Source organism: Grimontia sp. THUN1695 (genome assembly GCF_059704325.2).
In genome coordinates, this window is the sequence record NZ_AP046576.1 from 704,691 (window position 1) to 720,004 (window position 15,314).

13 protein-coding genes are annotated in these 15,314 nt (G+C 49.2%); 8 read left to right on the plus strand and 5 right to left on the minus strand.

Annotated elements, in window-relative coordinates; genetic code table 11:
• Window positions 1-11 precede the first annotated feature (11 nt).
• The 3 genes from mltC to AC6IB1_RS03300 form a co-directional block, all read right to left on the minus strand.
• Window positions 12-1,127, minus strand: a complete 1,116-nt coding sequence (gene mltC / locus AC6IB1_RS03290; RefSeq protein WP_497566336.1) for a membrane-bound lytic murein transglycosylase MltC — start codon at window positions 1,125-1,127, stop codon at window positions 12-14.
• A gap of 131 nt (window positions 1,128-1,258) precedes the next feature.
• A complete protein-coding gene (gene lhgD, locus AC6IB1_RS03295; RefSeq protein WP_497566337.1) occupies window positions 1,259-2,446 on the minus strand; it encodes an L-2-hydroxyglutarate dehydrogenase in 1,188 nt (395 codons plus the stop codon).
• 130 nt (window positions 2,447-2,576) lie between these two features.
• On the minus strand, window positions 2,577-6,329 hold the full coding sequence (locus AC6IB1_RS03300; RefSeq protein WP_497566338.1) for an EAL domain-containing protein: 3,753 nt from the start codon (window positions 6,327-6,329) through the stop codon (window positions 2,577-2,579).
• Between the two features lie 335 nt (window positions 6,330-6,664).
• Here AC6IB1_RS03300 and AC6IB1_RS03305 point away from each other — a divergent pair, with 335 nt between their 5' ends.
• The 6 genes from AC6IB1_RS03305 (at window position 6,665) to AC6IB1_RS03330 (ending at window position 11,959) form a co-directional block, all read left to right on the plus strand.
• Window positions 6,665-7,243 (plus strand): DedA family protein, encoded by a 579-nt coding sequence (locus tag AC6IB1_RS03305; RefSeq protein ID WP_497566339.1) that lies wholly within the window; start codon window positions 6,665-6,667, stop codon window positions 7,241-7,243.
• Window positions 7,244-7,290: 47 nt separating this feature from the next.
• Window positions 7,291-8,367: a D-alanine--D-alanine ligase gene (locus AC6IB1_RS03310; protein ID WP_497566696.1), complete on the plus strand. Its 1,077-nt coding sequence runs from the start codon at window positions 7,291-7,293 to the stop codon at window positions 8,365-8,367.
• Window positions 8,368-8,411: 44 nt separating this feature from the next.
• A complete protein-coding gene (locus AC6IB1_RS03315; RefSeq protein ID WP_497566340.1) occupies window positions 8,412-8,951 on the plus strand; it encodes a DinB family protein in 540 nt (179 codons plus the stop codon).
• Window positions 8,952-9,707 carry an NRDE family protein gene (locus AC6IB1_RS03320; protein ID WP_497566341.1) on the plus strand — a complete coding sequence of 252 codons (756 nt, stop codon included), beginning with the start codon at window positions 8,952-8,954 and terminating at the stop codon, window positions 9,705-9,707. It begins immediately after the preceding gene.
• Between the two features lie 65 nt (window positions 9,708-9,772).
• Window positions 9,773-10,198: a YHS domain-containing (seleno)protein gene (locus AC6IB1_RS03325; protein ID WP_497566342.1), complete on the plus strand. Its 426-nt coding sequence runs from the start codon at window positions 9,773-9,775 to the stop codon at window positions 10,196-10,198.
• 21 nt (window positions 10,199-10,219) lie between these two features.
• A complete protein-coding gene (locus AC6IB1_RS03330; protein ID WP_497566343.1) occupies window positions 10,220-11,959 on the plus strand; it encodes a bifunctional lysophospholipid acyltransferase family protein/GNAT family N-acetyltransferase in 1,740 nt (579 codons plus the stop codon).
• 94 nt (window positions 11,960-12,053) lie between these two features.
• Here the strand turns inward: AC6IB1_RS03330 and AC6IB1_RS03335 are convergent, their stop codons facing one another.
• Complete coding sequence (locus tag AC6IB1_RS03335) at window positions 12,054-12,569, minus strand: hypothetical protein (protein WP_497566344.1); 516 nt, start codon at window positions 12,567-12,569, stop codon at window positions 12,054-12,056.
• Window positions 12,570-12,770: 201 nt separating this feature from the next.
• Window positions 12,771-13,478, minus strand: a complete 708-nt coding sequence (locus AC6IB1_RS03340) for a DUF445 domain-containing protein (protein WP_497566345.1) — start codon at window positions 13,476-13,478, stop codon at window positions 12,771-12,773.
• A gap of 192 nt (window positions 13,479-13,670) precedes the next feature.
• Here AC6IB1_RS03340 and AC6IB1_RS03345 point away from each other — a divergent pair, with 192 nt between their 5' ends.
• Together AC6IB1_RS03345 and AC6IB1_RS03350 are read left to right on the plus strand one after the other, a co-directional pair.
• Window positions 13,671-14,360, plus strand: coding sequence for a hypothetical protein (locus AC6IB1_RS03345; RefSeq protein WP_497566346.1), 690 nt, complete (start codon window positions 13,671-13,673; stop codon window positions 14,358-14,360).
• A gap of 145 nt (window positions 14,361-14,505) precedes the next feature.
• Window positions 14,506-15,150 (plus strand): DUF3047 domain-containing protein, encoded by a 645-nt coding sequence (locus AC6IB1_RS03350; protein ID WP_497566347.1) that lies wholly within the window; start codon window positions 14,506-14,508, stop codon window positions 15,148-15,150.
• Window positions 15,151-15,314: the final 164 nt, after the last annotated feature.

The following is a 15,314-nucleotide window of genomic DNA, read 5'->3' on the forward strand; positions in this document are numbered from 1 at the left end:
AAGGGAAACGGTTATATTTTTCCTTCATTAAAACCTTTCTGGAAAGAGATCACTTTTTGCAGGTAGCGACGCGCTTCGTCTTTCGGGTGTTGGGTGGTTAATGCATCGTAGACCTGACGTGGAGATTTACGGTTGAGCACTACCATCGCCTGTTTACGGTCTTGATGGAAAGTTGCCAGTACACCGCCTGTGCCGCCGTTGTAGGCAGAAATCATGCTGAAGTGCTTAGAAGAAGGGTTTGTCACTTCACGCAGGTAACGGGTTTTCAGAATGTGCAGATACGCAGTGCCTGTGTCGATGTTGTTCGCCGGATCGAACAGGTATTCTTTGGTCGGCATGCCCGGTTTTTTCTTCACCAGGTTAAACACATCGGCACCTGCCGTTTTCGGGATCACCTGCATCAAACCATAAGCCCCGGCATGGCTCACCGCATAAGGGTTGAAGCTGCTTTCAGTTTTGATCACCGCGTAGATCAGATCTTCTGGAATGTCATAGCGCTTTGACGCATCGCGGACATAGTGCGCATATTGATATTCCCGCTGCTGGAGGTGATCGCTCACCATGTCGATCTGTACGTAATAAGCTTTGCCGCGTTTGATAGTTTTGGTTTGTAGTTTGTTTTCAATCAAGTAGTTTGCGAAGCGGTTGGCACGCCATTCCCATTCAATGGACTTCCCTTCTTGATCAACTATCTGGCCGAGGAAAAATGGCTTACCGGTCAGTTGGATGTCTTTGTCGGTAAACTGTTCCACGTATTTAGGGTCGGCTGGCATTAACACGGTTTGTACAATCGCTTTCTGGAGTTTTTCTAGGGGCTGGCGTGTTGCAATGGTCGATACATAGATTTTGCCAGCTTCAAAGTCGATGTGGGCACGGGTCTGGTAACCATCCAGGTATTTTACATAACGGTGTTTGCCGGATTCAATGTACTCGTCACTCCCCCACTGTTTAATGGCTTCTTTGGCTAAGTGGGCGAATAGTGCTTTGATGGCATGTTTGTTGGCATCAGAAATGGGTTGGCTGGATTCAGGCAAGGATGTGTTATCACACTGACAGACGGGTTTTTCAGGTGGTGCGATACAGCCGGTTAACAAGGTTGCTGACAGCAGAAAAAGGGTTTTTTTCATCTTTACTTATGGTTGTGGTTTTACTCTTCGTAAGTCGAGGTGACGATGCTATGCCTGACCTTAAAAAAAGAAAAGGAATTTGTAGAGAGTAAAAGAGGGAAACCGGATTTTTTGCGCTGACACACAAGGTGTTAGCCAAGTTGATCGACAATATAGCGTGCAATGGGGAAACATGATGTCGCTGCCGGGGAGGGGGCATTACAGACCACCAGGGCATGTTTGGTTTGGTGGAACAGGAAATCATCAACCAAATCACCGTTTGGATACACCGCCTGGGCACGGATACCCGGGGGATAGGCCAGTAAATCTTCATTGGTCAGCGACGGGCAGTATTTTTGTATTTCTTTGAGGTAGCCCGTTTTCCACAGACCATTGCGAAGCTCTTTCACCGCTGATCTGAAATGACGTCGGATAACATGATAGAAACCCGCGTATTGCAGCATGTCTGCCACGTCTTTCGGTGAAAAGGCAAAGCGTGAGTACCCCTGACGGGCAAGGTTTAACACTGCGTTGGGCCCAACCGTGATTGAACCATCAATCATTTTTGTCAAGTGCACGCCAAGAAAGGGCAAAGAGGGATCGGGAATGGGGTAGATAAGGCTGCTTATTATACGGTTGTGTTTGGCTGGTAACAGGAAATAATCACCACGGAAAGGCACCATCTGGAAGCTTGGCTTATCACCCAGCAGCTCAACAATCCGGTCTGACATGATCCCTGCACAGGAAATTAACTTCCCAGCATGGAAGGTTTGCTCCCCGGCAACCAACGTCAAGCCTTCTTTCGACGCCTGTATGTATTCTATCGTATGGTTGAAAAAGACATCTCCGCCCCGGTCTTTAATCATGCTGCTAAGCGTTTCGCAGATCTGTCGATAGCTGACAATGCCTGTTGAAGGCACAAAAATGGCACCGACACCACGGATTTGAGGTTCTTTCGCTTGGAGCTGGCTGGCGTCAAGCACGTCGAACGTTAATGCGTTGTCAGTGGCCCGCACTTTTAAGGCTTCCATGCGCTCCAGTTCGATATCATTGGTTGCGACCAGCAGCTTTCCACACTCTTCAAACGGGATGTCATGTTCGCGGCAAAATGCCTTGATAGCCTGATTCCCTTCCTGACAGAATTGCGCTTTCAGGCTGCCTGGGGTGTAGTAAATGCCAGCATGGATAACGCCACTGTTCCGGCCGGTTTGGTGGGCGGCGGGTAGCGATTCTTTTTCAACCACGACGACACGTGCATTGGGCTCCCGTTGCTGGATTTCATTCGCAACACTGAGGCCGATAATGCCAGCGCCAATAATGAGATAATCACAGTTGACCATCACTATTACCCCTTCTCGACATCTTTTTCTCACTGATTGAATGTCAAATTGAGCCAAATGGGAAGGCATGCGTGAGCACACTGTGACCTGTATATCTATGCAAAGCGGGGAAATGCAGCAAGGCATTTGATCAGTTGAAGCTTTTCCCGTGTTCATTTTTCGGGTGATGGAGCAGCCCTGCTTTGGCGGAGGAAATCACACGCGCAAGAGGAAGGGGATCACCAAATACATAGCCTTGAATGTAATCGAGATCGGCAGCCTGCACCAGACGCAGGTCTTCATCACTGTTGACTTTTTGTGCGGCGGTTTTAATTCGGAGTGAGTCGCTGATCTGTTTGATAGACTCGACAATACGTCTGTCCACCAGGCTTGCTTTCATCATAGCGATCAGGCTGCCATCGATTTTGATGATACTGACATTGAATTTGCGCAAATAGCTTAAGGAAGTTAACTCGGTGCCGAAATTGTCTACGGCCACTTCACAGCCTAATTTGCGAAGTGAAGAGACCACGTCTTTGGCCCGAAGGGTATCAATCAGCAGGGTGCTCTCTTTGATTTCGATGCAGAGGCGGCGGCTGGGCAAGTTACTCTTTTTGATCAGCGTCAAGCAATAGTCGATGAAGTTTTCATTATAAAAAGCGCTGGCAGAAATGTTGATAGCAATGTTGAGCCCTGCTGAAGCCAATGCTTGTGCTTGCTCGTTCAACACCTCATTAAATACCCAGCGTTCAATGCTGATAAGGCGGCCAGTGGGCTCTGCAGCGGGCAGGAATTCGGCAGGTAACAACAGTTGCCCTTCTTCGGTGATCAAACGTACTAACACTTCATGCCAGTTTTGAAGTCCATTTCGGTTAGACATGATGGGCATACAGAGCAGGCTGAACGAACGGTTGGTGATGGCAGTATCAATACGTTGGAGCAGAAAATCGTGTCGGAAAGAAATGCCGTCTGTTAATGATGAGGGATCAAACACCGAGATAGCAGGATGACAGTCATCAGAGACGGATTCCACGGCAATTTGCGCCTGATAGATTATCTGGAACGGTGTTTTCTGGCCGCCATCGATCAACGTCAGCCCCATCACGCAATCAAGGCGATACGCGGTTTCTCCCGGTTGGTATTTCAGCGCACAGAGCTTTTCTGATAACGACGACATGGTCTCTTGCGCACTGTCCAGCCCCTGGTTTTCCAGCAGCAGACCAAAACGGCTCTCGCTCAAGCGAGCAACAGATTTTGTGGCATAGGATTTTATCAATATGGCAGCGGATTTTATCAACTGGTCTTTGACTGGATCCCCGAAAGCATCAGCCAGAGCCTCTAGCCCCTTCAGTTCGATCATGACTAACACATGGCTGACTGTTGCATGGTGCAGGTTATCCGTATGGATCTGTAGGATTTGCTCAAATGCCCGTTTACCAGGAAATTTGGTAATGGGATCAACACTGTATCGACCTTCGCTGTTAGCCGCACGGGAAGGTAAGGCATCCTGGATACGAAAGGTCAGTATCCAGCCATTCGTTGCATTGTTGTGGGGCGCCACCGGCGTCGCTTCAAGATACACCAACGTCTCCTGAAACTGCTCAGTTTGCAGCGTGAACGTGCCGCTCAAGCAAAAGTCCTGATGGTAGGCAGAAAGTAAATGTGCGAAGGCATATTGGCTGTGGTGGTCAAACACATTGAATTGTTCGTCAATGGTGCTGCCAATGAGGTTGCTCGCAGGGTAACCGGTCAGTTCGGCTGCGTGTTGATTGATAAATGTGATACGTAATAGTGGATCAAGGACAATTATCCCGTCGTTGACAGACTCGATCGCGGCAGACAGCAATTGGTTTTCTCTGGTCAGAACGACGTTTTCTTTTTGAAGGCGGGTTGTTTCCTGGCAAAGCCCAGCTAACCGCGTGCCAGATTCTGCATGGATAATCCGGGCGGAAATTGAATGGTTAACAATCAGGCCACTGGTGTGTTTTACCTGGATATTTAACGTGATGTGTTCATTGTGTATGCGGCCGATATTAAACAGCGTATCAAACGGGTGACGATCGGCGTCGAGCAGTCTGTCTCGCCATGTTTCCAGCGTAATCTCTTCTTCTTCGCTGATCCCATACAGCGTGTACATTTCCCGGTTCCAGTAGAGGGTTGCGCTGTGTGGTTCATATTCCCAAATACCCAATTCGCCAACCTGCTCTATCAACTCGACTTGTTTGGAGGATAGCGCTTTTTGGAGGGCGCGTTCCCGTTCATCATCAATGTCAGTAATGGTGCCAATGACTTTTGTTGTCACACCATGACTGTCTTGTTCTATCGGACGACAATGGTCCCGGACCCAGCGGTATTTTTCGCTATCGTCCATCAGCCGGTATTCAATGGTGTCAAACTTACCGCCGCAGTGAGCCATCGTATGTTGGTATTCGCGCAGGTCATCCGGATGGATTCGGGACATCCATTCGTAAAGCCGCTTTATGTTGGCAGCGTTGACGCCGATAGCTAGGATGGCATTACCTGACAGGTGGAGAAATTTGGTGTGACATTCCATTTCATACACGGCTGTGCGGTTGATACCGAGGGCAAACTCGAACTTTTGTGACCACATATTCCGCTCATGCTCAAAGCGCTGATCTTTATCAATGTCCTGCACCTGATAAATAAAATGTAAGACACTGCCATGCCATTTATCACGGACAACTGAGACGCCAATGCGGGTCCAGATCACCTGCTTATTTTTGCGGGTCAGGCGAATTTCTGTTTTGAAACTGTCGATTTTGTTTTCTGTGAGCAGGTAAAGCTGCTCATTTGTCGCATCCTTGTCTCGGTGAAAAACCAGTTGTTGGAAGGTTTTCCTGTCCAATTCTTCATGTGTGTAGCCGATAAGCTCCACGAAGCTGTTGTTGGGGTTGGACATCTTGCCATCAGGTTGCACCATCACAGTGCCAATGACAGAAGATTGCATAGCATTGGAGAACAGTGTTGCCCGTTCATCACTTATTTTCTGGATTTGCAGTAAACGTGCAGATTTGACGGCCAGTAATCCCCCCAGCAACATCGCCCCACTGATCGGCATTAACAGCTCGGTAGTGCCGGTAGGGCCCGTTGACGACATGAGGTTGTCCGGGCTCACCAACAGCAAGTCAAGCGTGACTGACACGATAAAAGCGGTGAAAAAGGCGGACAGTCTATCAAGAACTGCGCTGGCGACAGTGAGGGCGATAGCAATGGCAATAAAGGGATACGCAACGTGCGACAGCAACCAGCCTGATAAGGCCGAGATAGCGATAATCGTGAGTGCAGTTGTGGGCTTGTAAAAGGTAGAGGGAAGCCCTTGTTTCCGCTGCAGCAGTGTATAGATCAACGGTGTAATCGCCAGAATGCCGATGACATCGCCGAAATACCAAGCTGATACGACGGTCTCAAGGGGAACGGACAGGGTCTGGTGAAGCGTCCATCCTCCAAGTAATGCACCTATGGCGGGGCTGATAAGCACGGTCGCTACGACAAACCAACCGAACGCTTTCAGTGAAAGAAACGGTTCGTCGATGCGGCTGATATAAGCCAGTGACAAACCCCCGGCAATGATGGTGGCGATGTTGGCCATAGCAAGTTGGATGCTTTGGCCGGGTGCATCACCAAAAATGAGGTTTGACAGAAGTATGGCAACAAAAACCGTCCCAATCAGGGAAATTCTCTGATTTGTCGGTGCCAGCGCGATCATGGCAATGGAAAAACCGTTGGTGTACCAGATAAACGCAGCACTGCCGGGCTGGCGGAGAAAGTAGATAGAATACAGCGATACAACCAGGCCGCCGAGAAAGAGCAGCATGATCCGGATCAACAGCGCATTTTGGGGAAACACGTCCTTTGATTGCGCGGGCGCTGCCTGTGATGTCATTCTCATATCCAATCTTTTGAGCTCATTTGGCGGTGTCTGCCATGTGGTAATGGCTGGACAGCAAACCATCATCCCGGGCAGGGGATTGTCTCAAAAGTTTAGATGATGTCTTATTTCTGTGCCTAAAAGTCGTTCAGGTTCCTTCAAGGTTATTAAAGGGCGTGTCACGGTTTTCTGTAAAGAGAAAGGCTGGTTTGATGACGTTCAGCTAGCCGTTAAACTGCCTTTCAACGTGTTCTCTTTTTGTGAAAATAACAATTTCTTGCCGTGCTGAAACAAAATGGCAGCCAATCCTGTCTATTCTGTTAATAGAATTATGGATCCGGGCGCTTACCTTGAATGATATCACCGCCACATTGCTGACACTTTCCCCTGTTACGCTCTTTTTTGCGGTGATCCTGTTGTCCTACCTGCTTGAAGATTTGGCCATTATTACAGCCAGTGTGGCAGCTGTCCAAGGGGTGATGCCCGTATCGTTAGCTTTTGGGGCAATATTTGTTGGCATCGCTACCGGAGATATAGGCCTTTATTTACTGGGCTTATGGGCTCGGCGGTGGCGCACATTGCGGGGAGGCTTGCTGACTCAACCGAGCGTAAGAGTGATTCGCCGAAAACTGCGTGCGCATGCGTTTGGCAATTTGTTTCTTATCCGGTTTGTGCCTGGTCTTCGGTTTGTGGGTTTTTGTCTGAGTGGTTTTTTTCGTGTCGGACTCAAGCCGTTTTTATCCGCCGTTTTGATGGCTACTGCGCTTTGGACAATATTGATTTTCACGCTGGTTTACCAATTAGGCGGCATTGGGTGGGTTAATCATCATCTTAACTGGGGACTTATTCCCATTGCAGTGCTCTTGCTCATCGTGGTCAATCGAGTGGCTGGTGACAAGCTGAAGGAGAAAGCTGTTTGCACAGACTAAAACTGGTGGAAGAGAAAACCTCGCCTGCTCTACCCGTTAATCACGGTATGCCACCGCTCGACATGAGTGGCAAACCCGTCTCATTTTTTGAGTTTTGGCCAAGCTGGGTGTTTTATACGCCCGTTGCCCTGCAATGGTTATGGCACGGACTGAAATACCGGAGTTTGGGCTTGCCATTGGTGGTCAACCCTGGCATTGTGCTCAGCGGCATGGTGGGGGAGTCCAAAGATGCCATATTGTCACTGGCCGGAGACAAGGCCAAGCGTTGGATTCTTCCATATATCATGTGGGAAAAAAGCACGATGTCGCCGCAAACGCAAGCCCATCAAGCGTTGGCGGCTCTTCATACTGCAGGGCTTGGCTTTCCTGTCGTTGCCAAGCCAGATTTAGGGTGCCGGGGCGCGGGGGTGCGCCTGATAGAAAACCGGGGTGAGCTGGATGAATACCTGCGTTTATTTCCTAACGGCGCGCGTTTGATGCTTCAGGAAAAAGCCCCTTATAACGCGGAAGCTGGTGTGTTTTACGTGCGCTATCCCGGTCAGAAAAAAGGCCGGGTTTTCTCTATGACCCTCAAATACAACCCGTTTGTGATAGGTGACGGCGAAAGCCACCTTGCGCAGTTGATTAAAGATGATGCCCGAGCAGGGAAACTGGCGCATCTGTATCTGGCGCGTCACCAGAATAAACTGGATTGGGTGCCGGCAAAGGGCGAAACCGTTCGCCTGGCGTTTGCGGGCAGTCATAGTCGCGGTGCCATTTTCCGCGATGGCAACCGCTACATCAGCGATGCATTGGTTGAGCAACTGGATGAAATTTTTGATGACTTTCCCGGTTTTCACTATGGGCGAATCGACCTGAAATTCCGCGATATCAACAGCCTGATGCGGGGGGAGGATTTCGTGCTGCTGGAAGTGAATGGTGCCAGCAGTGAGGCGGCTCATATCTGGGATCGCGGTGCAACTATAAAGAGTGCTTTCAGCACTTTGCTGGAACAGTACCGCATGTTGTTTGAGATTGGCAACCTGCAGCGACAAGCTGGACATAAGGTACCGTCGCTGGTGGATTTATACCATGCCTGGCGAAAGGAAAAGTCTCTGGTGCGCGATTACCCATCCACCGACTAAAACAACGCACAATCAAAACACTGCAGTTACATTGAGGGGATACCATGTTTGCAACCGACGCCAAGCCATCATTGAGAGTGCCACTTCCTGTTGAAGTAGAAGGCGGGTTAGATGTGGCGGCGCAAGCACTTGAGCTTTTATACCAGCTGTCTTATGCGCAGTATAACTTTGTGGCGGCGCCTTATCTGCAAAGTTCTATCGGCCAGCATATGCGCCACGTTTTAGATTTGTTTCATGCGGCCTCGGTACAGGGTATTAATTATGATGCGCGTCGCCGTGCACACCCGGTTGAAACTGACCGCAATGTCGCCATTGCGGAGTGGCAACAAATATGTGAATGGCTGGAAGGGCTCACTGACACAGATATGGCGGATGTTGTTGATGTTCGACATGAAGTGAGCCTGAACCGTCAGGTGGCGGCAACATCCACATCCACCCTTGGCCGTGAACTGGTATTTGCTTCCAGCCATGCCGTGCACCACTTCGCGTTAGTCCGTGTCAGCCTTTGTGCACAAGACATTCCGGTGGCAGAAACCTTTGGTTTTGCCCCCGCTACACTCAGTCATTTCCGCGGAGATAAATGAATGTGTACCGTTAGCTGGTTGCTCCATGATAACGGGTACGAGGTTTTCTTTAACCGTGATGAACAAAAGGGGAGGGCGATTGCCATACCCCCACAAAAAATGCGTGAAAACGGTACTGAATTCCTGATGCCAGTGGATCCTGATGGCGGAGGCACTTGGATTGCCACCAACCAGCATGGTTTGTCATTGTGTTTACTTAACTACTATCAGGGAGATATTCCAGAGCTTCCCCTGATCAGCCGGGGATTGCTGGTCAAAATGCTCGCGTCATATCCCAGGGTGTCTGACGTGGTGCATAAGCTCAATAGCCTTCACATGGGATCATATGCACCTTTCACCTTACTGGTTTTCGCACCGGATCTTTGTGCCACTCATGGCCACGTGATTGCGTTCCAGTGGGATGGGCATGTGTTGACACAACGCCCCAGCAGTGAGCCCATGATTTCCTCATCCGTCGCGTTTCAGGACGTGATGATTGCCCGTCGCGAGGCATATAACGCCATCATGACAGCGCCAAAAACGGTGGAGAAAGCCTGGGCATTTCATCGCAGCCATGTTCCCGAAGCGGGGTATAAATCTGTCTGTATGCATCGGGAAGACGCCAATACGGTGAGCTTTACTCATTTGAAAGTATCGCCACAAACGATGGAAATGATTTATGTCGATGGGCCTCTTTGTCAAAACGGCCCGGCCGTGCTGAAAAACTTATTGCGTAACAGGGGAAGCCTTTTTCTGGTGGCGAGAGAAAAAAGGTGAAAGTTTTGCTGTCCAGTCTGGTTCTTATTTGGCGAGCAGACTTGTGCTTAATAAAGGAGTAAAAGATGTCTCGCGTATTGTTACTACTTACTTTGTTGTTCTCCCCGCTGACGTTTGCAGCGGATATCTATACCGGCTTGTTTGGCAATAAAGCGGTAAGTGGATATGACACAGTGTCTTTCTTTGATGGCAAACCCGTCAAAGGTAAATCGGCATTCCAAACGAAATACCAAGGTGCAGACTGGTTGTTTACCAGCCAGAAAAACCTCGACAAGTTTTTGGCTGACCCTGAAAAGTATGCTCCACAGTACGGTGGCCACTGTGCATGGGCGATTGCTGAAAAAGATGATCTGGCGCCGGGTGACCCGGAGTTTTGGGCGATTGTCGATGACAAGCTGTACCTGAACTATAACGGCTCAGTGCAAAAGACATGGGAACAAGATATCCCAGGTTTTATTAATTTGGGTGACAAAAACTGGGCGAAACGTTAAGCGACCCTAGGAGAGCGATGCATGATCAGTCCCTTTCAACTTCCAAGGAAAACGCCGTTTGGTGTGATGGAAAAAGCCGTTGAATCGCTGACCGGTTTACGGACGTTGGATAAGCACTACCGTCGCCGTCCTGAAGGAATAGAGACGGACGCATTTCTCTCCTACACGCTTGATGTGCTTGGCATCGACTATGCGGTTTCTTCCGGAAAGCTAAGCAATATCCCTGAGTTGGGAAGTACCGTGGTGGTTGCCAATCACCCACTTGGTGGCGTAGAAGGCGTTATCCTTGCCAAATTACTTCGCCAGGTCCGTCCGGATGTCAAAGTGCTGGCGAATTATTACCTCAAACGAATACCAGAGTTGAGCGACATCTTTATCGGTGTTGATGTGTTTGACGGGGAAAGTGCCCGCAAGGCTAACTTGCGCGCCCTTCGTGAAGCGCACCAGCATATCAGCGAAGGAGGGCTCCTGCTGATTTTCCCTGCAGGTGAGGTGTCGACATTTGACGAAAACGGGCAACTGAATGACAAAACCTGGAGCCGGTCAGTAGCGGCTCTGGTAAAGAAACACAAAGCGACAACATTGCCGGTTTATATTGGTGGTCAGAATAGCCGTAAATTTTACCGTGCAGGGTGCATTCACCCGATGCTTCGTACGGCCATGTTAGCCCGGGAATTGCTCAACAAACGGGGCGATGCTATTTCGCTTTCCATTGGTGAGCCCATTTCATGGAATGAATGCCGGGCATTTGACAGCGACGACGCATTGGTGAGTTATCTCAGGCTGAACACTTATTTACTCAATCGTGAACAAGCCCCGATGGCGGGTGTACAGGAGCAGACAGGCGCGTCGATTATTTCACCGCAGCCTGTTTTGGCGATTGAGCACGAACTGGCAAGTCTGCCACCAGAGGCGACACTGCTGTCCTCGAATGAATTCGATGTCTATTGCACGGAAAGTATCCATATTCCAGTGATCCTCCAGGAAATTGGTAGGATGCGGGAAGTGAATTTCCGGGCTGTCGGTGAGGGCACGGGGTTAGCCTGTGATCTTGACGACTATGACAGTTATTATTTGCACCTGTTTATCTGGGACAGGAAAGCCCGTCGGCTGGTTGGTGCATACCGGCTGGGAAAAGTGCAGGAAATCGTTACCGGCAAAGGCCTGGATGGGCTTTATTCACGCAGCTTGTTCCAATACGACGAACGTTTTGTTGAGAGTATGGGGAACTCGCTGGAAATGGGGCGCTCAGTCATAGACCAACACTACCAACGCAGCCTGTCAGCACTGCTGCTGCTTTGGAAAGGTATAGCGGTGTATGTGAGTAAGCACCCAAATATCACCATGTTGTTTGGGCCCGTCAGCATCAGTAATGATTACCCGTTGACTGCGCGCCGCTTGCTGGCGGAAACCCTGAGTGTTCACCATTACGACGAGAACATTGCGCAGTTGGTTTCGCCAACAACGCCACTTGAAAGCACAGAACCCGTACCCTGGCATACGTCGATGTTATCGGGATTGGGTGACTTGCAATTGCTGTCAAAAGTGATCAGCCGCATGAGCCGCGGACTGGGCGTACCTGTGTTGCTTCGCCAGTATCTTGGGCTAAACGGCAAGCTGGTATGCTTCAATGTGGATCCGGCATTTAACAATGCACTGGATGGCCTGATCACGGTAGATTTACGTAATGTACCCGCCAAAACACTGGGTCGTTATATGGGGAAAGCGCAGGCAGAAACTTACCTCGACCATCACCAATAACATGTTGTCCATCAATCAAATGCCCATGAAAAAAGCGCCGGCTGTTCAGGCGCTTTTGCGTTTATGGTGAATGCTTACCATTGATGACAACTTGTCAAAAACGCAGGCTGGCCCCTACGCCGACAGAGCTGGTTTCCGCACTTCCAGCATCGCGGTAAGTCAATTCTACTGCCAGCCCGGGACCTACACCGGGGGACAGGTTAATACCGACAGCACCCAGCAGGCCCCATCCATCCTCCGTTTCGTTGGCATACGTGTTGTCATAATAGTTACCGCCGCCACGTACGTAGACATCACCAATCACGATAGGCAGGTTTACCTGTAGGGCGAGCGGAATAGATGTCGACGTAAAATCCTGATCAACGCCGTTTTGATCTGGGATGTCTGCGGTTGTTTCGCCATAGCCGGTGTATATGCTGGTGAAGTCATTCAAGTGGAGCCGGCCATTGATGGCCCAAAAGTAACCGGTTGCACTGCGGCTTTTGTATTTCACGTCAGTGATACCTGCGTCGGCACCCAAAGAAATGGGAAGGATCAGGGCAGACGCTGAGGTGGTAAACAAGGCTGCGCTCAATGCAGACAGCGTGATGAATGTGTTGGATTTAGCCATGTGGTCACTCCGTATTTTAAAGCGCTCACCAGTAGCAAGCTTGCGACAAAATGTCTGGGTTTCAGTGTAGGCGTGAATTGACGGGAAAGGTGAGGAACTGGGCGGCTTTTGGCAGTACGGTAAGATATTTGTGAACTGTACCCAACTGGAATGACACAAACGGCACCCGAAGGTGCCAAAAAAGCGTGGTATAAGGGATATTCAGGCTGAAATCAGCGCAGAAATTACGCCAATCGCCCCTCCAAAAACACCGCCCCAAACCACCAGCCAGCCGAGATGTTCGCGGATCATTTTTTGCACGATCTCTTTCACCATGTCCGGGGTCAGTTCATCCAGACGCTGTTCAATCACAGATTCAATATTTGCGGTGATATCTCCCATCATCTCCGGCTGCTCAATCTGGTTTTTCAATGCATCGCGGAAGTCTTCCTGCTGGGTGATCTCTACCACGGTGGTTTTCATTTTATCCACAAACGGCTGGCGTAAGGGGGCCAGTGCCTCAGCGCCACCCATCATCACCAGCATGCCGCCGAATGGACTGTTATTGATCACGTCGACCAGGCCATCAAACGCAGGGTTAAAGTCGATGTGTTCAATGACGGGTTCCAGGTTCATTGTTGCACCGCCAGATACCTCTTTATTCAGGAAACGATCAATATTTTCCTTGGTGAAAAACTGGTCCATCATCAATGATTTGATACCCAGTTTAAAGGCTTCAAAGCGTGCCTGGATAACGCCGGAGCCATAAAGCCCGGGTACTTTCTCAAACAACATGTGTACAGCCAGTTGGTTGGTCAGTGAACCGGACAGCGCAAACAATCCGCCGTAAAAGGCGATAGATTGTTCAAAGTAGTAACCTGCGGTGAAAACCGCCACTGCGATAAGATTGGTCAAAAAGCTTTTGTTCATTGTTTTTGCTCAACTTACATTCTTGGAAGTGGCGGTGATTTTAGACAAGTCATGCGTGAGGAACAACATGCATTGCTGAACGGGATACCTGTAGCGATGAGAAACACAACTCAGAGTTAAAACACCGGCATTTGCCACAACAGTACGCTCAACTTACACTCATTACGTTGATTGAGTAACCGAAGAATCAGGATGTTGTTTCGCGTTAGGGTGGCGGCGCTGCTGATACTGTCGTTGACAGCATGTAGTGTAAACAATCGCCCGTTTGAATTTAAAAACCTCGCCAAATCTGACATGGACCTGATCACGGACATCCATATCCTGGAAATCCGTGATGCGATCCGTGAACTTACCGTGAAGCTTTACAAACGTAACCCCCGTGAACTGGCTAAAGTGCCAGACATGACAGTGGCAGATCGTCTCGAGGCGTTTATGACGGTGGCACGGCCCAAAGAGGGTTACGCAGAGCTCAATGGCTTAGATGGAATAGACGCCCTTCATCTGGCATTTTCAGAAGCATTCCCGGGTGACCGTGTTTTTGCCCTGATGGTGGGGATCACTGGGATGATCAGTGCAAGCTACAACAACCAGCTAGAGTTTTATCTTCTGGACGATATTGATCAGCAAAAGCTCTACAACAGCGCCCGAAATCTTGAAACCGTCGCGTGGTTGCTCAATACACGTAAGAACAGCGATGGTGAATATATGCTGTTGGGTAATGGTGTTACGGCAGACGGTACCCCTAATTACAGCTACGAGCGTTTGCTGGCCAAAATGATTGTGATTCAGGATATGATGGCCAAAATGGTTTCTGACAGTACCAATCGACACATTAACCAAGTGGTGCATAGCGTCGCCTCAATGACTTTTTTTCCAATCTGATTGCCTTTTTTCGGATTATCATCATTATTTTCTGACGACGGGTAACGTCTTGAGTGCGTTCCATTTTTAACCTGTTCCCAATACAAAAAATCGTTCCTATATTTGTCATGGTATAAACGTTGGTGCTTTTTTCTGGAGGATGGGTATGAATACGCGGATTCTGATATTAGGCTTTGTTGCCATTTTTTTCATCACACCTGCTTTTGCAACGATAAAACTGGATTTTTCTGATTTATCACGATGGGATACCAAAAGCTTTAAAAGCGAGACCCAGTATCAGTTGGTCAATGATCCCAATTTCCCTGCACTTGTATTGCACGGTAAAAGCCAGGGGACGGCATCCGGGCTTTTGAAAGAAACGTCAATAGACCTCTCCAAAACGCCCTGGCTCAGTTACTGGTGGAAGGTAGAAACCTTTCCGGACACTATTGATGAGAAGCTGAAAGCGCAGGATGATTTTGCCTGGCGGGTTTCCGTCACTGTTACACCCGGAATCACAATGATGAGCAGCAAAACCATTGTATATGTCTGGACGCCGAATCAACCTCAGGACAGTGCCTGGGGCAACCCTTTTGCGCCTACACAGTTTAAAATGCTCGCAGCAACAGTAACTGACCAGAAATATACCTGGGTAAAAGTGACCCGCAATGTTCGGGAGGATTTTAAACGTCTTTATGGAGAGGACTTCGACACCCTGACCGTGGTGGCAGCCACTTCTGACAGCGACAACACAAACAGTACATCTTCCGCCTTTCTGACCACGCTAGTTTTTTCTGAAAATCCCGATTAGTCATGCAGTTAGTCCTAACACCGACTTTTACCTAACTTCATGATTAGAATTTTTTCAATGTACACTTTTAAGTTTACTTTGTTGTTTTGCTGGGTATGATATTCAACCTCTTTAGGTTGCAGTGCATGAAATTCTGGGATCGCCAACGCATTCACTTCGCACCT